Here is a 20,856-nt window from a genome sequence, read left to right as displayed (position 1 = left end):
GTTTTCGTTCGTGGGGGGCGGAGAATGTTCTTGTCCTCAAAACTCCACAAAGAAACGGCCCTTCCCCACCCCGGACCCCCGGGTCAGGCCGGGCGGTGGGCCAGGAAGTGCAGCCGGCTGGAGATGTCCCGCAGCGGCGGGACCGACGCCGCCGCCAGCTCGAACTCCGCCAGATCCTCTTCCCGCACCCCACCGGGCACGAAGTCCGCCACGACGCCGTCGCCCTGCAGCGACGTCACCTCGAGCCCCACGTCGATCAGCTGCGCGCGGAGGGCCTCGGCGTCGAAGCGCCGCAGCACGGTCTCCCGGCCGCCGCCGAGCACGCCGCTCTCGGCCCCGAGCAGTTCCCGTGCCTCCCCGAGCCGCCCGGCCAGCGCACGCTGCAGGATCGCGGCGTGGCGATTCGCCACCAGCACGGAGACCGCGCCGCCGGGTTTGACCGCGGCGGCCAGTGCGCCGAGCACCGCCGCCGGGTCGTCGACGACTTCGAGCAGCCCGTGCGCGAGGACGAGGTCGGCCGAGCTGTCCGCGACGTGGGCGCCGAGCGCGTCGGAGTCGTCGGCGACCACCGTGATGCTGCCGGAGACGCCCTCTTCCTCGGCGCGGCGGCGCAGGGTCGCCAGCGCGTTGGGGTTCGGCTCGACGACGGTCACCAGGCAGCCCGCCGAGGCGAGCGGCACCGCCCAGCCGCCGCTGCCGCCGCCGACGTCGACGACGTGCGGCTGTTGCGCGCCTCGCGCCCGTGCGGCCCGGAGTTCTGCTTCGAGAACCCGGCGAACCGCCCCCGATCCTCGCGTGGCCACGGTGTCCGTCTTCATAAACGCACAGGGTAATGCCCGCCTTCCGGGCGCCGCGGGGTGTAGTCCGATGCGGTGTTCGACACCTTGCCAAGGAGCCGCCCCGCCGACTGCCCGTAGGCTGTATCGAGTGCACACGGTCGCTGTTCTCAGCCTGAAGGGTGGCGTCGGTAAAACGACGGTCGCCCTCGGTGTCGCGTCCGCCGCGCTGCGTAGGGGTGCCCGGACTCTCGTGGCCGACCTCGACCCGCAAGGCAACGCCACCACCTCGCTGGACCCGCCCTTCACCGATCGCACGCTGGCCGACGTCCTGGAGACGCCGGTGCGCTCGGTGCTCGAACGAGCGATCGCGCCCAGCGTGTGGAGCGACCAGATCGACGTCCTCGTCGGCGCCGAAGAGCTCGAAATGCTCAACGAACCCGACGCCGACAACCGCCGCCTGGAGAATCTCTCCCGCGCGCTCGACGAACTGCACACCAACCCGCTGCGCGAGGAACCCTACGAACTGGTGATCCTCGACTGCCCGCCGTCGCTGGGCAGGCTGACCCGCTCCGCGCTGGTGGCCGCGGACAGCGCCCTGATCGTCACCGAGCCGACGATGTACGCCGTCTCGGGCGCCCGACGGGCGCTCGAGGCGATCGAAAAGATCCGCGAGGAGCAGAACCCGGGGCTGCGGCCGATCGGTGTCGTGGTCAACAAGCTCCGCGTGCGTTCCTACGAGCACCAGTTCCGCTTGGCCGAACTGCGGGAGAACTTCGGCCCGCTGGTGATGCCGACGGCCATCCCGGACCGGCTCGCGGTGCAGCAGGCCCAGGGCGCGTGCAGCCCGATCCACGAATGGCACTCCCCCGGCGCGCAGGAGATCGCGCTCACCTTCAACATGGTGCTGGCGAAGGTCCTGCGCTCGAGCCGGGCCGGACGGCATCGCGTCCGCGGCGACGAAGGGCCGGAGGCCACCGAAAAGCCCGCCAAGCTGAGCGACACCGGCACGGGTTGATCGCCGATGCCCGAAGGCGACACCGTCTTCCTCGCCGGCAAGGTCCTCGACAAGGCACTGGCCGGGAAGACCTTGCTGCGAGGCGAATTCAGGGTCCCTCAGCTGGCCACGACGGATCTCGCCGGACGTGTCGTGCTCGGCGTCGGCACGGTCGGCAAGCATCTGCTGACGCGGCTCTCCGACGGGATCACGTTGCACAGTCACCTGCGCATGGACGGTAAGTGGGCCGTCTACCGAGCAGGCGCGCGCTGGCGCAGCCCGGCGCATCACGCGAGGGTCATCCTCGCCACCGAGGATCTGCAGGCGATCGGTTTCCGCGTGCACGACCTCGAACTCGTGCCCACGGAAGAGGAAGACCGGTTGGTCGGGCACCTCGGCCCGGATCTGCTCGATCCACAGTGGACGGACGAACTCGCGGAGCGGGCGGCGGCCGCGCTGGCCGCGGACCCGGATCGCGAACTGGGCGACGCCCTGCTGGATCAGCGGATCATGGCGGGGATCGGCAACATGTACAAGGTCGAGATGTGCTTCCTGCTCGGTATCACCCCATGGACGCCGGTGTCCGAAGTGGACCCGGCGAAGGCCGTCGCACTGGGGCGCAAGCTGCTGAAGTCCAACGCCTGGCACACCTCGCAGACCACCACCGGCGATCTGCGCCGCGGCCGTGAACACTGGGTTTACGAACGGACCAAACAAGGTTGCTTCCGCTGCGGCGGACCGCTCCGGGTCGCGCCCCAGGGTGCCGGATACCAGGCGAGGCCGACCTGGTTCTGCCCGAAATGCCAGTCCGGCCCCGCTCCGAGCCGCTAAGCTGGCCTGGTGACGTTGTTCAAGCTCCCGCTCTACGGGGCCGACACCGAACGCGGCGACCTCGCTCCCTGAGTCGCCCGCTTCCACCGCACGTCACCTTCACTTCTTTCCCCAGGGAGCTTTGTCATGCCCGGAATCCTCACGGGCGAGGCGCTGCGCGCGTTCGTGCACGCCCTGCCGAAGGTCGAACTCCACCTCCATCTCGTCGGTTCGGCCAGCCTGCCCACAGTGCTGGAACTGGCCCGGCGCCGCCCGTCCGCAGGAGTGCCGACCGACCCCGCGGCGCTCGCCGAGTTCTTCACCTTCCGCGACTTCCCGCATTTCCTCCGCAATTACCTGGCGGTGACGTCGCTGGTGCGCGACGCCCGCGACATCCACACCCTTGTCACCGGGCTGGCGGCCGATCTCGCCGCACAGAACGCCCGCTACGCCGAAGTGACGGTGACGCCGTACAACCACGTTCTCGACGGGATGTCGGCGGACGACCTCCTCACCGGTCTCACCACCGGGCGGGCGGCGGCACGGGCGGACCACGGGGTGGAATTGGCCTGGTGCTTCGACATTCCCGGCGAGAAAGGGGTCGTCGCCGGGCGTGAAACGGTCGTGTTCGCGCTCCGCGAACGCCCCGAGGGCCTGGTGTCCTTCGGTCTCGGCGGCCCCGAGGCCGGTGTCGGCCGCGCGCAGTTCGCGCCGTTCTTCACCACGGCCAGGGAAGCGGGGCTGCACAGCGTCCCGCACGCGGGCGAGACCACCGGGCCCGCCACCGTCTGGTCGGCGGTGCACGATCTGGGCGCCGAGCGGATCGGGCACGGCGTCGGCGCGCACACCGATCCGGCGCTCCTGGAATACCTTGCGGTGCACCGGATCCCGCTGGAGGTCTGCCCCACGTCGAATGTCCGGACGGGGCAGTTCGCCTCGGTCGCGGCGCATCCCGTGCGGCGGCTGCTCGACCACGGCGTGGTGGTCACGCTCAATACCGACGATCCACCGATGTTCGGCGCCACCCTCGACGGCGAGTACGTGGCGGTCGCCGAAACCCTGGGCCTGAACGCGACCGAAATCGCCCTGTTCGCGAAGAACGCCGTGGAAGCGTCTTTTCTGCCTTCGGCGGACAAGGCCGTCCTGGTGACAGAGATCCAAGAAATCTTGTTGCAGGACCCCGAAGTCCTCGCATAGCGTGGCGGTACACGAGAGAGGAGGTGGTCCAAAGTTGTATTCCAACAGGACTCGTGAGGTGACTGTCCGCTAGCGGACTGCACGCGTAGGACTTTGAGCAGCGATACAACGCAAGTTGGAGCCACCTTCGGCTCGTCGTCTCTGCTTCGCGTGCTGCCTGATAGCGAATACCAGGCAGTCACCGGGCCCCCGAGGTTCCCGAGCACCGGTCCGGCTCGGGCCCGGCCGCCGATTCCGGCGTCCGGGAGCCGCCTCGGGGGTACCCTCATATCCGGGATATGGCCCTTTTGCGAGGCCCGAGGGACCACCCGCCGCCCTGGAACACCGTCCGCCGCTGTTCCGCCCACGGAACCCCTCCGACTGGATAGCCTGACGCCATGTTGCGGCCCGACTTCCCGATCATCACCCAGCGCCTGACACTCCGCGCCTTCACCTCGGCGGATCTCGACGGACTCAACTCCTTCCAGTCCCGCGCCGACGTTTCTCGCTACCTCTACTGGGGCCCGCGAAGCCGGGCAGAATCCGCCGCCGCGCTCGCCAAACGGGTGCACAGCAGCAGCCTGTCGAAGGAAGGCCAGTTCCTCGCGGTGGCCGCGGAACTGACCGAGACCGGGCAGTTGATCGGCGACCTGAACCTCGAATACCTCAGCAGCGAACGCCGCCAGGGCGAGATCGGTTTCGTCTTCCATCCCGATCACCACGGGAAGGGGCTCGCCGCGGAGGCCGCCGTCGAACTGCTCCGGCTCGGCTTCGAAGACCTCGGACTGCACCGGATCATCGGTCGCTGTGACGGCCGCAACACCGCTTCCGCCGCGCTGATGGAACGTCTCGGCATGAAGAAGGAGGCGCATCTGCGGCAGAACGAGATCGTCAAGGGCGAGTGGTGTGACGAACTCGTCTTCGCGATGCTCGAAGACGAGTGGAAGGCGAGGGGCTAGCGGCGACCAGGCATGATGGGGCCGTGCTCTTCGACAAGATCGTCCGCCCCGCTCTCTACCGGGTCTCCGGCAGCGACCCCGAAACCGTGCACGAACGCACCATCGGCACGCTCGCCAGGCTGAGCCGGGTCTCCCCCGCGCTCGGCGCGCTCGGCCGCGTCTACCGGACGGACGATCCGGTCACCTTCCTCGGTCTCCGCTTCCCGAACCGGGTCGGCCTCGCCGCCGGGATGGACAAGAACGGCCGTGCGCTGCACGCGTGGCCCGCGCTCGGTTTCGGCTTCGTCGAGGTCGGCACGGTCACCCGGCATCCACAGCCGGGCAACGACAAACCGCGGCTGTTCATCCTCGCCGGGACCGACGCGGTGATCAACCGGATGGGCTTCAACAACGAAGGCGCCGAAGCACTCGCCGCCCGCCTCGCCGCGGGCGGGAAGCCGCCGGTTCCGCTCGGCGTCAGCATCGGCAAGTCCAAGGTGACCCCGCTCGACGAGGCCGTCGAGGACTACCGTTTCTCGCTGCGGGCGCTGTACCCGTACGCCGACTACTTCGCGCTCAACGTCAGCTCCCCGAACACGCCGGGGTTGCGGGCGTTGCAGGACAAATCCGCGCTGGCCGAACTGCTTTCCGAACTCCGGAAGACCTCGGCCGAACTCGCCGGCGACGCGAAGCCGACGCCGGTGCTGGTGAAGGTCGCCCCCGACCTCACCGACGAAGCGCTCGCGGAACTGCTGGAGGTCTGCCTCGAACACGGTGTCGCTGGGCTGATCGCGACCAACACGACCTTGTCCCGCGAAGGGATCGCTCCGCCCGAGGCCGCCATCGGCGCGCAGGCGGGCGGACTGTCCGGCCGCCCGCTGACCGCGCGCTCGGTCGAGGTGGTGCGGTTCGTACACGACGAAACCGGCGGCAAGCTGCCGATCATCGGCGTCGGCGGGATCTTCGACGCCGGCGCCGCCGCACGGATGCTCGACGCCGGCGCGGGTCTCGTCCAGCTCTACACCGGTTTCGCCCTGCACGGCCCCGGTCTGGTCAAGCGGGTCGCCCGAGGTCTCGCGGCCCGGCCGTACTGACGAACCTCAGGTAGGCACGCCAGCACCGGTACTTCGTCAGCTCCGTCGCTTTCGCGGTGGCGAACTGGTCGCACAGGACGGCCAGCGGCGTCTCCCCGTTCTCCAGCCGGATCCGGCCGAGGACGAACGGGGTGGGCAGCGCGGCCGCGAAGGCACCGAGAGCTGCGGGCGATAGCCGCCAGCGTTCACCCGAAAGCATGGTGTGCTCGCCCGTGGCGTTCACCGGCACCACCCCCGGCTGCGGCGGATCGGTCGGCAGCAACACCATCCGGTAGCCCTCGCCGGTCTGGACCAGCCCGGTGAACCGCGCCCCCGCGGTGACCAGCCATCGGTTCAGCGGCTGCCCGCGCAGATGCGCGCCGAACACCACGAGATCCGCACCCGGTGCGGGATAAGGGAAGTCGGCCTGTTCGTCGGTGAGCACGGCGGCGAGGTCGATGGCGACCTGGTCGTCGAACGGCCGCACCACCACCGACACCCCGTACGGTCCGAGATCCGACGGCGACGCGGGCACCGTGACCGCGGCGAGGTCGAGCAGGCTGACGAACGCCGTGAAGCGCTCAAGGCGTTTCGTGACACCTTCCGGGTCGGACAACGCTTCGGCGACCTCGGGATGGTCGGCGACGGTCGGGAGGACCAGGGCGTCGTACTCGGACAGCATCCGGAGCGCGATCATCCCGGCCTCGGCGACGCGCTGCCTGTCCGCGGTGAAGCCGTCGTCGTGAATCAGCTCGCCCACCGCCAGCAATGCCGAGATTTCCACCGGCTCGACCAGCGCCCCGGACGCCCGCAGCGCCGAAACCGCGCCGAGGAAGACGGACCGGGATCGCAGCGACAGACCGGTGAGGGTGTCGGAGCCGGGGATCGCCACGCGCGGCCGATCCCCCGCGGACAGCCGGACGTCGGCGGGCCAGTCCCTGGCGAGCGGGTCGATCCCGTCGGGGCCGGTCATCAGTCCCAGCGCGCGCTGTCCCAGCGTGAGACTGCGCGCGAACAGGGAGATCCCCGCGCACGGTGCGGCCCCGGTCTTGGGAACGAGGCCCAATGTCGGTTTCAGCCCGACGATCCCGTTGAGCGAAGCGGGCACCCGGCCCGCTCCCGCCGTATCCGTGCCGACCGCCAGATCGACCAGCGCGAGCGCGACGGCGACGGCCGCGCCACTGCTCGCGCTCCCGGAGACGCGGGCGGTGTTCAGCGCCGCGCTCACGGCGCCGTACGGGCTGCGGGTGCGCTCGAGGTCGCTGCCGAACCGATCGCAGTTGGTCTTGCCGATCACCACCGCTCCGGCCGCGGTCAACCGGGACACCGAGGGGGCGCCGACACAGTGGACGTCCTCCCCCGCCGTGGGAAGACCGGCGACATCAGTGACATCAAGGACGTCCGCGACCGCGATCAGCGTCCCGGCGAGCGGCAGGTCCACCCCCATGCGAACGCGCTCATCGACCGCTTTGGCGTCGACGAGGGCGTCTTCCACGGGGCGGAGGGTGATCCACACGTCGGGCCGGTCGACCTCGGCGATCCGGTCGTAGGCCGCTATGACGCGTTGGTAGGAACTGGGAGGCGGGGCGGGGGTCGGTTCTGGTTCCGGGGGAAGCGTCGTCACTGGGCGTCCTTTCCTCGGTGGGGACGAGAAAGACCACTGCGCGAGATCCACTGTGTCCGGTCCGCCACCCTGGGACGCCCGCTCACGCGGGCTGGGTTCAGGCCCGAGCTGGGAAGAGCACTTCGTGCATGTAAGAGACGTTAAGCATCGCGCGTTGCCGCCACCAGCGGTTTCGAGTTACGCGAGCATTTCGGTATCGCACAGTGAGCGAGTCGTTACGCAATGGAGTATTAGCGACGACGAATGAGACGATGGTCCAGGAAAGCGCCTGCTCAGGATGGCTCTCCTGGCGAGAGTACGCCGGATCCGGAGGCATTCCGGCTGCGGTGGGTCGTGAGTGGCGATTCGGGTTCTAGCGAGCCCTCTCTCAGGCACCTACTGCGTGACCTGCGGCCTGATGTCGGGTGAGGTACATGAAGGCCCCCTTCCTGTACCTAGGCGCAAGGAAGGGGGCCTTCATGTACTGGGAAAGGACCTACCGGGCGCTGCCGACCCACCGCGGCCGAACTCAGGAAAGCTCGCGCAGCGCCATGGCCAATCCGGCGAGTTTGTCGGTCGCGTCGGACAGCTGCTCCTTGGACGACATCATGCCGTCCGAGCTCGCGGCGACGGTGTGCCCGGCGGCCGCGACGAGACCGCCGTAGCCGTCGAGACCGTCGTCGAGTTGCACGCGCAGTTGTTTGATGGCGGCGTCGAGGGCGCCCCGTTCCCGCTCGGGTGCGGCGTCCCGTCCGCGTTCGATGGCCTGGATCCGGCCCGCCAGCCCGCGCAGGGCCTGCGCGGCCTCGGTGGCGGTGGTCCGAGCGTCCGCGACGGCGATCTCCGACACCGGCATGGTGCCGAGCGACGTCGGCTGCGAAAGCTGGCGAAGCAGCTCTGTCAGCGAAGCCTCGCTCTCGGCGAGGCGCTCCATCGGCTCCCGCGCGACGGACCGCGCCGGGGGCAGCGGAGGCGGAGCGGCGGGCGCGGCGGGCAGCACGGTGCGCTTGAGTTCCCGCAGTCGCAATCCCGACCGGACGCTGAAGGTGCCGAAGACGATGGTGAACGCGCCGCCCGCGATGGCCTGGAGGATGTCGGCCTCACCGGCCTTCAGCAGGCCGGTGCCCGCGACGACGGCGAACAGTCCACAAAGGATGGTGAGGAGGATCCAGAACGTCAGCGCGCGAGAGGTCCGGCGCTTGCGTCGCTCCAGTTTGGCGGCTGGTTCGTTCCAGCGCGCCCATTTGGCCTTGGCGTCGGCCACGACCGGGATCTGGCCCGCGGCCATCGACGTCAGCTGCTGCGACATCTTCGGCATGGCGGGCATCTGCGGCATCTGCGGGCGCGGCCTGGGCGGCGCCGGCTGAGCGGGCCGCGAAGAACCCTGCTCGGAGGGCGGGATGTAGCGCTGCAGCTTCTCCTGCGCGCGCTGGGCGTAGTCGGGCAGCTTTTCGATGTGCTTCTCAAGCTTGGCGGTGAACTCCCCGAAGTCCTTGCGCCTGCCCTGGCCCATTGCCCTCGCCCCTGTCGTCAAGTGAGACCGGTCCCGCACCCCGCGAGGCGCGGGACCGGCTCTAGGTGGTGTGTCAGGCGGGGTTCTTGCCCTGTTCGGCCTGAACCCGTGCCTGGATCTCACGCTGGATGTCCGCGGAGCCCGACGACGCCTTCGGCGCCGCGGCGGCGGTCTTGCCGTCGGTCACCTGAGCGACGGAGTCACCCTTCATGGACGCGCGGATCTGCTCCAAGCGGGAATGCCCCGCGAACTGCGTCGTGGAGGCCTGGACCTCCATCATCCGGCCCTGGACGGAGTTCTGTGCGAGTTCGGCCGAGCCGAGCGCCGTGGTGTAGCGCTTCTCGATCTTGTCGCGAACGTCTTCCAGCGACGGGGTGTTGCCCGGCGCGGCCAGCTGGCTCATCTGGTTCAGCGAAGCGGAGACCTGCTCCTGCATCTTCGCCTGCTCCAGCTGCGAAAGCAGCTTGGTGCGCTCGGCCAGCTTCTGCTGCAGCATGGTCGCGTTGCGCTCGACGGCCTTCTTCGCCTGCTCCGCAGCCTGAAGGGACTGGTCGTGCAGGGTCTTGAGGTCCTCGATGTTCTGCTCGGCGGTGACGAGCTGCGCGGCGAAGCTCTCCGCCGCGTTCTCGAACTCGGCCGCCTTCTGCTCGTCGCCCTTGGCACGCGCCTCGTCGGCGAGCACCAGCGCCTGGCGGGTCGAAGCCTGCAGCTTCTCCACGTCGCCCAGCTGGCGGTTCAGCTTCATCTCCAGCTGGCGCTGGTTACCGATCACCGAGGCGGCCTGCTGGGTCAGCGCCTGGTGGTTGCGCTGCGCCTCCTCGATGGCCTGCTGGATCTGTACCTTCGGGTCGGCGTGCTCGTCGATCTTCGACGAGAACGCCGCCATCATGTACTTCCAGAACTTCACGAACGGGTTGGCCATCTCCTCCGCCTGCCTTCTCGCATCCCACGGGCTGTTACCTCGAGGTGGGGCGTCCCCTCTGTGATGTTGCAACGTCCCGACCCCGGCGTTGAGTTCCATCGTGTCAGGTCGGCGTCCCGCGTTCCAGGCGACCCCGACGGAATTCAGGGATCCCCCTGACTGTGATGTCCACGACCTTTCGGTTCACCGTCCGGTGACCGTGGGTGAAAAACGGCCGGAGTCAGCGGCGCAGAACGGTCTCTTGTTCCATCCGTGACAACTTCTCGGGGTTCCGCACCGCGTAGAGCCCGGTGATGAGGCCGTCGTCGACACGCAGCGCGACGACGGTGTCGACCTCGTCACCGAGCCGGAGGATCAGCGCGGGACGTCCGTTGACCTGCGCCGTCCGCATCGTCGTCGCCTCGTCGCGGACCGCGACGCCGGCGGCCAGCAGCCGCGCGACCATGGCCGCGCCCACGACGGGCTCCAGCACCGCCTGCACCACTCCGCCGCCGTCTCCGAGGAAGACGACGTCCGGCGAGAGGACGTCGAGCAGCCCCTGCAGGTCACCTGTCCGGACGGCGCGGTGGAACGCGTCGAGGACATCCTTGGTCTCATCGGGGGACGCGGCACCTCGCGGCCGCCGGGCGGCGACGTGCGCCCGGGCCCGGTGCGCGATCTGGTGAACCGCGGCCGGGGTCTTGCCGACTGCTTCGGCGATCTCGCCGTAGGCCACGTCGAACACCTCACGCAGCACGAACACCGCGCGTTCGGTCGGCGTGAGGGTCTCCAGCACCAGCAACATCGCCATCGAGACGCTGTCGGCCAGCTCGACGTCTTCGGCCACGTCCGGGCTGGTGAGCAGCGGTTCGGGCAGCCAAGGGCCGACGTAGGACTCCTTGCGGCGGCCGAGCGTGCGCAGCCTGCCGAGCGCCTGCCGGGTGGTGATGCGGACCAGGTACGCCCGCGGGTGCTCCACGGTGCCGAGGTCGACTCCGGACCAGCGCAGCCAGGTCTCCTGGAGGACGTCTTCGGCGTCGGCGGCCGAGCCGAGCATCTCGTAGGCGACGGTGAACAGCAGGTTCCGGTGGGCGACGAACGCCTCCGTGGCGGTGTCGGACATGGACGGCTCCTGTTCCTTGGCGAAGGTGTGCCCACCAGACGCCGCGTCCCCTCGATTTCTGCCACGTCGAAGCCGTGGCGCACGTCACGTCCCGCTCCTGTCAGAGCGGCCGGACCCCCGGCATCCGGTGGTCGTCCGGTTCAGCACACGACCACGAATGAGGACGAGATCATGGATTCCCGTTTCGCTTTGAACAGCAACGAGCTCGGCGCGAAGATCGGCAAGCGCTTCGCCGGAGTCAGTGTGGCCATCAAGGGTTCGACCCTGCCGAAGGTCACCCAGGAACTGGTGTCGCTGCGGGCCAGTCAGCTCAACGGCTGCGGTTTCTGCGTCGACGCCCACGCCAAGGACCTGGCGGCCGCCGGCGAACCCGCGGTCCGCGTCAACCTGGTCGCCGCCTGGCGCGAATCCACGGTGTTCACCGACGCCGAGCAGGCCGCGCTGGCGCTCGCGGAGGAGGGCAGCCGGATCGCCGACGCGCACCAGGGTGTCTCCGACGAGACCTGGGCCCAGGTGCGGAAGCACTACGACGACGATCAAATCGCCGCCCTGGTCTACCTGGTCGCGATGATCAACGCCGCCAACCGGCTGCTCGTCATCACGCACACCAAGGGCGGCTCGTACCAGGCGGGCACGTTCGACAACACCGCGAGTTGACGGGAAAGGCCCCAGGCGGACTGCCTGGGGCCTCTTCCGTGCACAACCTTGCTAGGCGGCGACCATCTTCGGTGCGGAGATGGTCGTCCGCAGTGCGGGGCTCATCCGCGGCGGTGGCGAGATCCGCAGGTCGGCCAGATCGTTGCCGATGAGCTCGGACACCAGGCGGCCGCCTTCGAGCTCGCCCGCTTCGGCGTTCTTCCGCTCCGGAGCACGCCGCTTGCCCGCCTCGACCTTCTCGTCCACCGGGGCGACCTCGACGTTGTCCATCGCCGAGACGTCCGCCGCGACCTTGTGCAGGAGTTCGCCCAGCGGAAGTTCCAGGGCCTCGCAAATCGACGCCAGCAGCTCGCTGGACGCCTCCTTCTGCCCGCGCTCGACCTCGGACAGGTAACCGAGGCTCACCCTGGCGGCGCGGGAGATGTCCCGCAGCGTTCGACGCTGGTTCGTGCGGGCGTGTCGGAGCCGGTCGCCGATCGCCTCGCGCAACAGCACGGTCATCACGCGCCTCCCTTCCAGGACTGACTATCCCCTACGTTACCCAGAGCGGTGCCCCGGGCGCAGGTGTTGACACGGCAATACGCCAAGGGCGAACGCGGCGATCATGCGAGATGTTCCCCCAGCAGGGCGAACGCGCCCTCGATCGCACCGGCCCTGACCGATGCTCGATCACCGCTCAAGTCCAGCGTACGGACGGTGAGCACGTCCGGGCCCGCGAGACCGACGTGGACGGTGCCGGGTGCCACGCCGTCCTGTCCGTCCGGACCCGCGACGCCGGTGAGGCCGAGGCCCCAGGTGGCGCCGCACCGGTCTCTCGCGCCGACGGCCAACTGCGCCGCGACCTCGGGATGAACGGCGCCATGCTCGGCGAGGAGGTCTTCGTCGACCCCGGCCAGCGTCGCCTTGAGGTCGGTCGCGTAGACGATCAGGCCGCCCCGGACGGCGGCACTCGATCCGGGGACCTCGGTCAGCGTCGCGCAGAGCAGCCCGGCGGTCAGCGACTCGGCCGTCGCCACCGTCTCGCCACGCTCGATCAGGTGAGTGATCAAGGTCTCAGTCTTCATGCGCCCGCGGCACGCCTTCCGGCGGCGCGCAGCCGCACCGCGCGCACGACGTAGTCGAGCCCCGTCACGACGGTCAGCACGACCGCGAGCCCCATCAGCACCCAGCGCACCGGCTCGGCCGACGCGGGCAGGGGCAGCAGGTACGCGGTGATGGCCGCGACCTGCGCGAGGGTCTTGGCCTTACCGCCTCGGCTGGCCGGGATGACACCGTGCCGGATCACCCAGAACCGCAGCAGCGTCACCCCGATCTCGCGGACCGCGATGACGATGGTGACCCACCAGCCCAGTTCGCCGAGCGCGCTCAGCCCGATCAGCGCGGCGCCGATCAGCGCCTTGTCCGCGATCGGGTCGGCGATCTTGCCGAAGTCGGTGATCAGCCCGTATTTGCGCGCCACCCAGCCGTCGACCTGGTCGGTGAACGACGCGATCGCGAACAGCGCGGTGGCGATCGCGCGCCAGAAGGTGTCCGCCCCGTCACCGGTGAACAGTGCCATCACGAACAGCGGCACCAGCACCAGCCGCGACATCGTGAGCAGGTTCGCCAGGTTCAGGGTCGGGACCGGGGTGGCCTCGGGAACCCGGGCGTGCTCACCGCCCGTCCCTTCACCGGCCCCGGCGTCGCTCGGGGCGGCATTCACCGGTCGGCCTCGAGCGGCGCGGGCCGCACGATCAGATCGACACCCTCGGAATCGACGACCTCGCAGCGCACGAAGTCACCCACCGCCAGTGGGGGCAGGTCGTCCGTCTCGATCAGGACGCATTCGCCGTCGACCTCGGGGGCCTGGTGCGCGGCACGGCCGATCGGGTCCTCGCCGTCCTCGGCCTGCTCGATCAGGACGTCGACGAAGTCGCCGATCCGGTCCTCGGCCCGCTGCGAGGTCAGCTCCTCGACCAGCGCGGAGATCCGCGCGACCCGCTCGGCCACCACGGACTCGTCGAGTTTGCCGTCGAAGGTCTCGGCCTCGGTGCCGTCCTCGTCCGAGTACCCGAAGACGCCCACCGCGTCCAGCCGCGCGCCGTTCAGGAAGCGCTCCAGCTCGGCGAGATCCTCTTCGGTCTCGCCGGGGAAGCCGACGATGACGTTGGTGCGGATGCCGGCGTTGGGCGAGTGCTCCCGGATCTGGTCGCACAGCGCGAGGAAGGAGTCCGTGGAGCCGAAGCGGCGCATGCGGCGCAGCACGGTCTCGCTGGAGTGCTGGAAGGACAGGTCGAAGTAGTCGGCGACACCCGGCGTGGTCGCGATGGCCTTGACCAGGCCGGGACGCGTCTCGGCGGGCTGGAGGTACGAGACGCGGACACGTTCGATCCCGGGCACCGCGGCCAGGCGCGGGACCAGCAGTTCCAGCGCGCGGGCGCCGTCACGGCCGAAGTCCTTGCCGTAGGAGGTCGAGTTCTCCGAGACGAGGAAGACCTCCTTGACGCCGTTCTCCGCGAGCCACATCGCCTCGGCGACGATCTCGTCCGGCTGCCGGGACACGAAGGAACCCCGGAACGACGGGATCGCGCAGAACGAACAGCGCCGGTCGCAGCCGGACGCGATCTTCAACGCGGCCACCGGGGAGGTGTCGAGCCGGGTCCGCAGCACCCGCGGGCCCCAGCCGTGCTGCGCGTGCCCCGGCACCTCGACCGACTCGGCGGCGGTCGGGCGCTGGACCGGGCTGATCGGCAGCAGCTTGCGGCGGTCGGAGGGGGTGTGGGATTCGACCTTGCGGCCCGCCACGACGTCGTCGAGACGCTCCGCGAGGTCCGCGTAGTGGTCGAAACCCAGGACCGCGTCGGCCTCGGGCAGGCTCTCGGCCAGCTCGTTGCCGTAGCGCTCGGCCATGCAGCCGACGGCGACGACCTTCTTGCCGGTGTCGGACGCCGCGAGCAGCGTGTCGACCGAGTCCTTCTTGGCGGACTCGACGAAGCCGCAGGTGTTGACGACCACGACGTCGGAGTCCTCGGGCTCGGCGGCGAGCTCCCAGCCACCCGCCGCCAGCCGTCCGGCGAGTTCCTCGGAATCGACCTCGTTGCGGGCGCAACCGAGGGTCAACAAGGAAACGCGACGGGTGGCGACAGGATCAGTGGTGGGAGAAGGCACGTGCCTTAGGGTAGCTGGCCTGTTCCGGGGGTCGGCGATCGCTCGCTCGGGCGAGTCCTCGACCGGGCGAGGGCTCGCGGATGGCTTAATGGTGGACGTGCCCTCAGACCCTCTCCTTCGCCGCCATCCGACCGTCCGCCGGGCGCGGATCGCGGACGTCCGCAAGATCAAGGCGCTGGTCGACTCCGACGCGGGGACGGTGCTGCTGGAGAAGGAGCTCGTCACCCTCTACGAGAGCCTCCAGGAGTTCTGGGTGGCCGAAGACGGTGACGACATACTCGGCTGCGGCGCGCTCCACGTGCTGTGGGAGGACATCGCCGAGCTGCGCACCATCGCCGTCGACAAGGACTCCCGGGGTCGCGGCATCGGGCACGCGCTGGTGGGGCAGCTGATCGACTTCGCCCGCGAGATCGGGTTGAAGCGGCTGTTCGTGCTGACCTTCGAGACCCACTTCTTCGCCGGCCACGGCTTCGTCGAGATCGACGGCACTCCGGTGACCCAGGAGGTCTACGAGGAGATGCTGCGCTCGGCCGACCCGGGCGTGGCGGAGTTCCTCGATCTGCCGTACGTGAAGCCCAACACCTTGGGCAACAGCCGGATGCTGCTGGAGCTTTAGCCGAAGGGGACGGGCGATTTCCCCCATCGCACGCGGCGATGGGCCCCATTCAGCCCTTCTTGGCGTGGCGGGCGACCCGGACCCGGTTGCCGCATAGCGACGGCGTGCACCAGACACGCCTGCTGTTGGCCGCCACGAACAGCATCGAGCAGTCGTGCGCGCCGCATCGCCGCAGCTGAGCGGCGCGCGGACCGGACACGAGGTCGATCGCGGCCACCGCCACGGCGGCGAGGGCGATCTCGCCGCCGTCGTCGCCGTGCCAGGACGTCTTCGCTCCCCCTGCGGTCAGCCGCGGGCTGGTGGGAACGGCGGCCGCGGCCGCGTTGACCCGCTCGACCGCCCACGCCTCGGGCGCCCTCGCGGCCACAGCCGCCTCCAGCACCTCACGCACCGCTGAACGCAGCCGCCTCGTCTGCGCGGCCGACGGCGGCCGGGCGCCTTCGGGCAGCAGGGGCGCCTGCGTCGACCAGAACCTTTCGTGCCCGTCGTCGAGCAGATCGACCGACGGCGAAACGGCCAGCATCACGGTGTCGGCGAGGTTCACCGCGAGATCGTCACCGGGGAGCGAGTCGAGATCGAGCATGCCTTGACACTATCAGGTACTAATGGTTCAAGGTAGTTCTAACCATTATGGAGTGTTCATGGCGACCATCCGGCACCGCTCCGTCAAGCTCGGCGACGTCGAGGTCTTCTATCGCGAGGCCGGTGCCCCCGACGCACCCGTTTTGCTTCTGCTGCACGGCTTCCCGACGTCCTCGCACCAGTTCGCGCGGCTCATGCGCCGTCTCGCCGGCCGGTGGCGGCTCATCGCGCCGGACCTGCCCGGGTTCGGGCAGACGGTCACGCCCGAGGGCTTCACGTTCACCTTCGACCGGCTCGCCGAGGTGGTCGGCGAGTTCGTGGACGCACTGGAACTGCGCCGATACGCGCTCTACGTCTTCGATTTCGGTGCTCCGGCGGGGCTGCGGCTGGCCGTCTCGCGGCCGTCCGAGGTCACGGCGCTGATCACGCAGAACGGCAACGCCTACGTCGAAGGGCTCGGCCCCGCGATGCCGGACTTCGCTTCCCTCACGGACGAAACCGAGGCACGGCGCGGGTTCGCGGAGATCCTCGAACCGGCACAGATCCGCTACCAGTACACCGGCGCCCGCGATCCGGAGACCATCGATCCCGCGAACTACCTGCTGGACCAGTACTTCCTCGAGCGCCCTGGCCGCGCGGAGGCGATGCTGGACCTGTTCTGGGACTACCGGAACAATCCGCCCGCGTACCCGCGGTTCCAGGCGTGGTTGCGCGAAGCTCAGCCGCCCGTACTCGCCGTGTGGGGTCGCAACGACCCGTTCTTCGTCCCTGCGGGCGCCGAAGCGTTCCGGAATGATGTTCCCTCGGCGGAGGTTCACTTCTTCGACACCGGGCACTTCGCGCTGGAAGAGGACCTCGAACCGATCAGCGAGCTGATCGACCGCTTCCTGGCGGCACACCTCTGAAAGGCGGGACATGGACACCTCGGTCACCGACCATCTGCTCGGCACGACCCGGTCGGTCCGCCGCAAACTCGACCTGGACCGGCCGGTGGAACCCGAGGTGCTCGAAGTGTGCCTGCGGCTCGCGCTACAGGCGCCCACGCCGGGCAACCAACAGGCGTGGCGGTGGCTCGTCGTGCGGGATAAGGAGGTGAAGGACCGGCTGTCCGAACTGTTCCGGCGGGTCGGGAAGGCGTACCTGGAGACGAACGCGGCGGCGCTGGGCGAGGCGATCACCGAACCCTCCGTGGCGCGGGCGTTCGCTTCGGGGCAGCACCTGATCGACGTGATCGACCGGGTGCCGGTGTTCGTCATCCCGTGCCTGACCGGCAGGCCGGCCGGTGACAACGCGACCGACGCCGCGTTCTACGGCGGGATCTTCCCGGCGGTGTGGAACTTCCAGCTGGCGCTGCGGTCACGCGGCCTCGGCTCGACGCTCACGACGTATCACCTGACGCACGAGGCGGAGGCGGCCGAAATCCTCGGCATCCCCGCCGACGTCACGCAGGTCGGGCTGCTGCCGGTCGCCTACACGACGGTGCCGGACTTCAAACCCGCGTCGCGCGTGCCCCTGTCGGAAGTGGCTTATCTCGACGGCTGGGGGAACTCGCTCTGAGCCTTGGACACCCGCAGGGTGACCTGGTCTCCCCTCGAACTCACGGCGACCAGGTCCACCCGGCAGGCGGCGAACTCGACGGACTGTCGGCCACCCCGCCCGGTGGAGGCGACTTCCGCCTTCGTCCGCTCACCGCGTCCCGGTTCGGCCAAGGCCAGCTCGATCACCGCCTCCCCTTCCCAGACGCAGGCCATGCCCGCGGCGCAGCGGGAATCGGACACCAGGCGAGCGAACCGGATACTGACGTCCTTCGACGCGACCTCGGTCGTGTCACCGGCGTTGAGGACGACGGTTTCCCCCAGCTCGACAGCGCCTCTCGCTGGCTGAGGCCGCTGTGCCGGCGCGGGGTGGACCAGCGTGGGCTGGGTCAGTGTGGGCTGGACCGGCGTGGTGTGGGTCGCGTCAGGTTGTTCGCGCGCCGCGGAGCTGCCGGCTCCGCAGGCGAGGCCGACCACGGCGCAGAGGACGATGAGCAGCTTCTTGGGCTCCACGTGTTCTGGACGTAGCGGAGACTCCGGTCCGTTGCATCGGTTTTCAGGTGTCTCGCGAGTGGTCAGGACGGTTCTAGCCCGAATCGCCACTCACGATTCCGTACCGTGCCGGTCTTTCGCGTGACGGGATGGACGACACATGCGCGGCCGGGCTACGCGGCGAGTCGTCCCTGTGGACACGCGGGACATCCATCCCGTCACGCGTGTCGTCCCGCTAGTCACGCGACACCGCCACCTACGGCGTTCCTTCGCCTGAGCCACGAGGTCGTATGAGGTACATGAAGGCCCCCTTCCTGTACCTAGGCGCAAGTAAGGGGGCCCTCATGTACTGGAACGGCGCGAAAGCGAGGAAAGGGACCTTCACGCGCAGCCGTGGCTGGTCGTGCTACTGAGGCTCAAGGCGGCGTTCCGCACCCATCCCAGTAGGGACTTGAACCCTCTTGGCTGACCAGCCTTGTCACTCACGAGGCTTGCTCAGTCGTCGGAGACGTCGCCACCGTTCGCGTCCCCGCCACCGCGGATCATGAACAACACCGACTCCAGCTCCTCCGGCTTGATCAGCACGTCCCGCGCCTTCGAGCCTTCCGAAGGACCGACGACGCCGCGGCTTTCCAGCAGGTCCATCAGGCGTCCGGCCTTGGCGAAGCCGACCCGTAGCTTCCGCTGCAGCATCGACGTCGAGCCGAACTGCGAGGTGACGATCAGCTCGGCGGCCTGCAGCAGGACGTCGAGGTCGTCGCCGATGTCGGAATCGATTTCCTTCTTTTCGCCGGCCTTCGCGGCGGTGACGCCGTCCTGGTAGTCCGGCTGCGCCTGTTCCTTGGCGAAGTTCACCACCGCGGAGATCTCTTCGTCGCCGACGAAGGCGCCCTGGATGCGGACCGGTTTCCCAGCGCCCATCGGCAGGTACAGCGCGTCACCCATACCGATGAGCTTCTCCGCGCCCGGCTGGTCGAGGATGACCCGCGAGTCGGTGAGCGAGGAGGTCGCGAACGCCAGCCGCGACGGCACGTTCGTCTTGATCAGACCGGTCACGACGTCGACCGACGGGCGTTGGGTCGCCAGTACCAGGTGGATACCGGCGGCACGCGCCTTCTGGGTGATCCGGACGATCGCGTCCTCGACGTCGCGCGGGGCGGTCATCATCAGGTCGGCGAGCTCGTCGACGATCGCCATGATGTACGGGTACGGCGCGTACACGCGCTCACTGCCGGGGGGCGCGGTGATCTCGCCGGAGCGCACCTTCTTGTTGTAGTCGTCGATGTGCCGGACCTTGTTGACCTGCATGTCCTGATACCGCTGCTCCATCTCCTCCACCAGCCAGGCCAGCGCCGCGGCGGCCTTCTTCGGCTGGGTGATGATGGGCGTGATCAGATGCGGGATGCCCTCGTACGGGGTCAGCTCGACCATCTTCGGGTCGATCAGGATCATCCGGCACTCGTCCGGCGTCGACCGCGCGAGCAGCGACACCAGCATCGAGTTCACGAAGCTCGACTTACCGGAACCGGTGGACCCCGCCACCAGCAGGTGCGGCATCTTCGTCAGGTTGGCGGTGACGAAATGGCCCTCGATGTCCTTGCCGAGCCCGATGACCATCGGGTGGTTGTCCTTGACCGTCGACGGCGCGCGCAGCACGTCGCCGAGGCGCACCATCTCGCGGTCGGAGTTCGGGACCTCGATGCCGACCGCGGATTTGCCGGGAATCGGCGCCAGCAGCCGGACGTTGTCGGTCGCCACCGCGTAGGCGATGTTCTTGGTCAGCGCGGTGATCTTCTCGACCTTCACGCCGGGGCCGAGTTCGACCTCGTACCGGGTGACCGTCGGGCCCCGCGTGAAGCCGGTGACCTGCGCGTCGACGTTGAACTGTTCCAGCACGCCGGTGATCGCCTCGATCATGGCGTCGTTGGCCTTGCTGCGGGACTTGGGCGCGTCGCCGAGCTTCAGCAGATCCGGCGGCGGAAGCTTGTAGTCGCCTTCGACGGTTCTGGTGACCGCCAGCGGAGGCTCGGCCTTCTTCGGCTTCTTCTCCGGGACATCGACCGGCTTGGCGGCCGGTTTCGGCGGTCGCAGCGGCGTCGGCGTTTCGGCGAGCGCGGCCTCGATGTCGAGTTGCTCGCCCTCGTGGTCGGCCGAGGCCTGGCGGCGGCGCGACGGCTTCCGCAGGCGGACCGACTTCGGCTCGGCTTCGGTGACGGCGTCGCGTTCGTCGTGGATGGCCTTGCGCTCGGCCTCGGCCTCTTCGATCTCTTCGGGGGCGAGACCCCAGTTCCGCAGCCGGTGCGGGATCTCCCGGACCGGGGTCCCGGTGAACACGAGGGTGCCGAACAGCAGCGCCAGCACCAGCAGCGGCACGGCGACCCAGGTGGTGACACCCATGGTCAGCAGGCCACCGGAGAACGCGCCGATCACCCCGCCGGCGTACATCCGGCCGTCGTTGGTCTCGGGCAGCGCGGTGAAGATGTGCAGCAGGCCGAGTACCGACAGGATGACCAGCAGCGTGCCGATCACCATCCGCGGCCGGGCCTCCGGCATCGGTTCCGAACGCATCAGCGCGACGGCCACGACGGTGAGCACCAGCGGCAACGTCACCGCCCCGGCGCCCAGCAGCGAACGCGTGCCGACCTCCACCCAGCCACCGATCGGGCCCGCGGCCCGCCACCAGACGCCGAACGCGATCACCAGCGCCAGCGCGATCAGGCCCAGCGCGAGACCGTCCCGACGGTGTTCCGGTTCGAGTTCACGGCCGCGGCCGACCGTCCGCGCCAGGGTGCCGAGCCCCTTCGCGAGCAGGTTCCAGGTGCCGCGCACGCCCTTGGCGAACGTGCCGGACGACTTCTTCCGCGGTGCCGGACGCCGTGGAGCGGGCTTCCTCGCAGCCGTTGACCTGGGCTTCGCC

Annotated in this window: 21 protein-coding genes; 9 read left to right on the top strand and 12 right to left on the bottom strand. The window is 69.3% G+C overall.

From position 1 onward, the window contains the following. Positions 1-83: 83 nt before the first annotated feature. Positions 84-818 (bottom strand): methyltransferase domain-containing protein, encoded by a 735-nt coding sequence (locus ACZ6DT_RS29560; protein WP_465601365.1) that lies wholly within the window; start codon positions 816-818, stop codon positions 84-86. 109 nt (positions 819-927) lie between these two features. Between ACZ6DT_RS29560 and ACZ6DT_RS29555 the strand changes: the two genes are divergently transcribed. The 5 genes from ACZ6DT_RS29555 to ACZ6DT_RS29535 all read left to right on the top strand — a co-directional run bounded on the left by ACZ6DT_RS29555 (position 928) and on the right by ACZ6DT_RS29535 (position 5,791). Next, entirely contained in the window at positions 928-1,794 is an 867-nt protein-coding gene (locus tag ACZ6DT_RS29555) for a ParA family protein (RefSeq protein ID WP_465601363.1), read from the top strand. Positions 1,795-1,800: 6 nt separating this feature from the next. After that, entirely contained in the window at positions 1,801-2,604 is an 804-nt protein-coding gene (locus tag ACZ6DT_RS29550; protein ID WP_465601360.1) for a DNA-formamidopyrimidine glycosylase family protein, read from the top strand. 126 nt (positions 2,605-2,730) lie between these two features. Beyond that, complete coding sequence (gene add / locus ACZ6DT_RS29545) at positions 2,731-3,780, top strand: adenosine deaminase (protein WP_465601359.1); 1,050 nt, start codon at positions 2,731-2,733, stop codon at positions 3,778-3,780. A 377-nt stretch (positions 3,781-4,157) separates the two neighbouring features. Continuing rightward, complete coding sequence (locus tag ACZ6DT_RS29540) at positions 4,158-4,718, top strand: GNAT family N-acetyltransferase (protein WP_465601356.1); 561 nt, start codon at positions 4,158-4,160, stop codon at positions 4,716-4,718. Between the two features lie 23 nt (positions 4,719-4,741). Further along, positions 4,742-5,791, top strand: a complete 1,050-nt coding sequence (locus ACZ6DT_RS29535) for a quinone-dependent dihydroorotate dehydrogenase (RefSeq protein WP_465601353.1) — start codon at positions 4,742-4,744, stop codon at positions 5,789-5,791. On the opposite strand, the gene ACZ6DT_RS29530 is transcribed toward ACZ6DT_RS29535, so the two are convergent. From ACZ6DT_RS29530 to ACZ6DT_RS29515, 4 genes are all read right to left on the bottom strand, one after another. Further along, complete coding sequence (locus tag ACZ6DT_RS29530) at positions 5,751-7,394, bottom strand: amidase family protein (RefSeq protein ID WP_465601350.1); 1,644 nt, start codon at positions 7,392-7,394, stop codon at positions 5,751-5,753. The genes ACZ6DT_RS29535 and ACZ6DT_RS29530 overlap by 41 nt on opposite strands. Before the next feature lie 508 nt (positions 7,395-7,902). Continuing rightward, a complete protein-coding gene (gene pspM / locus ACZ6DT_RS29525) occupies positions 7,903-8,886 on the bottom strand; it encodes a phage shock envelope stress response protein PspM (protein WP_465601347.1) in 984 nt (327 codons plus the stop codon). A 73-nt stretch (positions 8,887-8,959) separates the two neighbouring features. Continuing rightward, complete coding sequence (locus ACZ6DT_RS29520; RefSeq protein ID WP_465601344.1) at positions 8,960-9,808, bottom strand: PspA/IM30 family protein; 849 nt, start codon at positions 9,806-9,808, stop codon at positions 8,960-8,962. Between the two features lie 220 nt (positions 9,809-10,028). Next, complete coding sequence (locus tag ACZ6DT_RS29515; RefSeq protein ID WP_465601341.1) at positions 10,029-10,910, bottom strand: RNA polymerase sigma-70 factor; 882 nt, start codon at positions 10,908-10,910, stop codon at positions 10,029-10,031. Positions 10,911-11,081: 171 nt separating this feature from the next. Here ACZ6DT_RS29515 and ACZ6DT_RS29510 point away from each other — a divergent pair, with 171 nt between their 5' ends. Beyond that, positions 11,082-11,567: a carboxymuconolactone decarboxylase family protein gene (locus ACZ6DT_RS29510; RefSeq protein ID WP_465601338.1), complete on the top strand. Its 486-nt coding sequence runs from the start codon at positions 11,082-11,084 to the stop codon at positions 11,565-11,567. 51 nt (positions 11,568-11,618) lie between these two features. Here ACZ6DT_RS29510 and ACZ6DT_RS29505 read toward each other — a convergent pair whose 3' ends face one another. The 4 genes from ACZ6DT_RS29505 to rimO all read right to left on the bottom strand — a co-directional run bounded on the left by ACZ6DT_RS29505 (position 11,619) and on the right by rimO (position 14,714). Continuing rightward, positions 11,619-12,068, bottom strand: coding sequence for a helix-turn-helix domain-containing protein (locus tag ACZ6DT_RS29505; RefSeq protein WP_465601335.1), 450 nt, complete (start codon positions 12,066-12,068; stop codon positions 11,619-11,621). Positions 12,069-12,169: 101 nt separating this feature from the next. Continuing rightward, positions 12,170-12,631, bottom strand: coding sequence for a CinA family protein (locus ACZ6DT_RS29500; protein ID WP_465601332.1), 462 nt, complete (start codon positions 12,629-12,631; stop codon positions 12,170-12,172). Then, positions 12,628-13,269 carry a CDP-diacylglycerol--glycerol-3-phosphate 3-phosphatidyltransferase gene (pgsA, locus tag ACZ6DT_RS29495; RefSeq protein ID WP_465601329.1) on the bottom strand — a complete coding sequence of 214 codons (642 nt, stop codon included), beginning with the start codon at positions 13,267-13,269 and terminating at the stop codon, positions 12,628-12,630. The genes ACZ6DT_RS29500 and pgsA overlap by 4 nt, the downstream gene beginning before the upstream one ends. Continuing rightward, on the bottom strand, positions 13,266-14,714 hold the full coding sequence (gene rimO, locus ACZ6DT_RS29490; protein WP_465601326.1) for a 30S ribosomal protein S12 methylthiotransferase RimO: 1,449 nt from the start codon (positions 14,712-14,714) through the stop codon (positions 13,266-13,268). The genes pgsA and rimO overlap by 4 nt, the downstream gene beginning before the upstream one ends. A gap of 88 nt (positions 14,715-14,802) precedes the next feature. Here rimO and ACZ6DT_RS29485 point away from each other — a divergent pair, with 88 nt between their 5' ends. Further along, on the top strand, positions 14,803-15,330 hold the full coding sequence (locus ACZ6DT_RS29485) for an amino-acid N-acetyltransferase (protein ID WP_465601324.1): 528 nt from the start codon (positions 14,803-14,805) through the stop codon (positions 15,328-15,330). A gap of 49 nt (positions 15,331-15,379) precedes the next feature. Here ACZ6DT_RS29485 and ACZ6DT_RS29480 read toward each other — a convergent pair whose 3' ends face one another. After that, positions 15,380-15,913 carry a CGNR zinc finger domain-containing protein gene (locus ACZ6DT_RS29480; RefSeq protein WP_465601322.1) on the bottom strand — a complete coding sequence of 178 codons (534 nt, stop codon included), beginning with the start codon at positions 15,911-15,913 and terminating at the stop codon, positions 15,380-15,382. 58 nt (positions 15,914-15,971) lie between these two features. Between ACZ6DT_RS29480 and ACZ6DT_RS29475 the strand changes: the two genes are divergently transcribed. After that, positions 15,972-16,817 carry an alpha/beta fold hydrolase gene (locus ACZ6DT_RS29475; protein WP_465601319.1) on the top strand — a complete coding sequence of 282 codons (846 nt, stop codon included), beginning with the start codon at positions 15,972-15,974 and terminating at the stop codon, positions 16,815-16,817. Positions 16,818-16,827: 10 nt separating this feature from the next. Next, a complete protein-coding gene (locus ACZ6DT_RS29470; RefSeq protein WP_465601316.1) occupies positions 16,828-17,469 on the top strand; it encodes a nitroreductase family protein in 642 nt (213 codons plus the stop codon). On the opposite strand, the gene ACZ6DT_RS29465 is transcribed toward ACZ6DT_RS29470, so the two are convergent. Together ACZ6DT_RS29465 and ACZ6DT_RS29460 are read right to left on the bottom strand one after the other, a co-directional pair. Next, positions 17,439-17,960, bottom strand: a complete 522-nt coding sequence (locus ACZ6DT_RS29465) for a hypothetical protein (protein WP_465601313.1) — start codon at positions 17,958-17,960, stop codon at positions 17,439-17,441. The two genes, ACZ6DT_RS29470 and ACZ6DT_RS29465, sit on opposite strands and share 31 nt — an antisense overlap. A 474-nt stretch (positions 17,961-18,434) precedes the next feature. Next, positions 18,435-20,768 carry an FtsK/SpoIIIE family DNA translocase gene (locus ACZ6DT_RS29460; RefSeq protein WP_465601311.1) on the bottom strand — a complete coding sequence of 778 codons (2,334 nt, stop codon included), beginning with the start codon at positions 20,766-20,768 and terminating at the stop codon, positions 18,435-18,437. Positions 20,769-20,856 lie beyond the last annotated feature (88 nt).

The organism is Amycolatopsis sp. NPDC041971 (genome assembly GCF_055588925.1).
This window is presented reverse-complemented; position numbering and strand designations above follow the sequence as displayed.

Coding starts and splice junctions, on each gene's coding strand:
- ACZ6DT_RS29550 (WP_465601360.1), top strand. CDS start 1,801: ATGCCCGAAGGCGACACCGTCTTCCTCGCCGGCAAGGTCCTCGACAAG.
- ACZ6DT_RS29470 (WP_465601316.1), top strand. CDS start 16,828: ATGGACACCTCGGTCACCGACCATCTGCTCGGCACGACCCGGTCGGTC.
- ACZ6DT_RS29475 (WP_465601319.1), top strand. CDS start 15,972: ATGGCGACCATCCGGCACCGCTCCGTCAAGCTCGGCGACGTCGAGGTC.
- ACZ6DT_RS29480 (WP_465601322.1), bottom strand. CDS start 15,913: ATGCTCGATCTCGACTCGCTCCCCGGTGACGATCTCGCGGTGAACCTC.
- ACZ6DT_RS29505 (WP_465601335.1), bottom strand. CDS start 12,068: ATGACCGTGCTGTTGCGCGAGGCGATCGGCGACCGGCTCCGACACGCC.
- pspM (WP_465601347.1), bottom strand. CDS start 8,886: ATGGGCCAGGGCAGGCGCAAGGACTTCGGGGAGTTCACCGCCAAGCTT.
- ACZ6DT_RS29540 (WP_465601356.1), top strand. CDS start 4,158: ATGTTGCGGCCCGACTTCCCGATCATCACCCAGCGCCTGACACTCCGC.
- ACZ6DT_RS29510 (WP_465601338.1), top strand. CDS start 11,082: ATGGATTCCCGTTTCGCTTTGAACAGCAACGAGCTCGGCGCGAAGATC.
- ACZ6DT_RS29560 (WP_465601365.1), bottom strand. CDS start 818: ATGAAGACGGACACCGTGGCCACGCGAGGATCGGGGGCGGTTCGCCGG.
- ACZ6DT_RS29485 (WP_465601324.1), top strand. CDS start 14,803: ATGGTGGACGTGCCCTCAGACCCTCTCCTTCGCCGCCATCCGACCGTC.
- ACZ6DT_RS29500 (WP_465601332.1), bottom strand. CDS start 12,631: ATGAAGACTGAGACCTTGATCACTCACCTGATCGAGCGTGGCGAGACG.
- ACZ6DT_RS29520 (WP_465601344.1), bottom strand. CDS start 9,808: ATGGCCAACCCGTTCGTGAAGTTCTGGAAGTACATGATGGCGGCGTTC.
- ACZ6DT_RS29515 (WP_465601341.1), bottom strand. CDS start 10,910: ATGTCCGACACCGCCACGGAGGCGTTCGTCGCCCACCGGAACCTGCTG.
- add (WP_465601359.1), top strand. CDS start 2,731: ATGCCCGGAATCCTCACGGGCGAGGCGCTGCGCGCGTTCGTGCACGCC.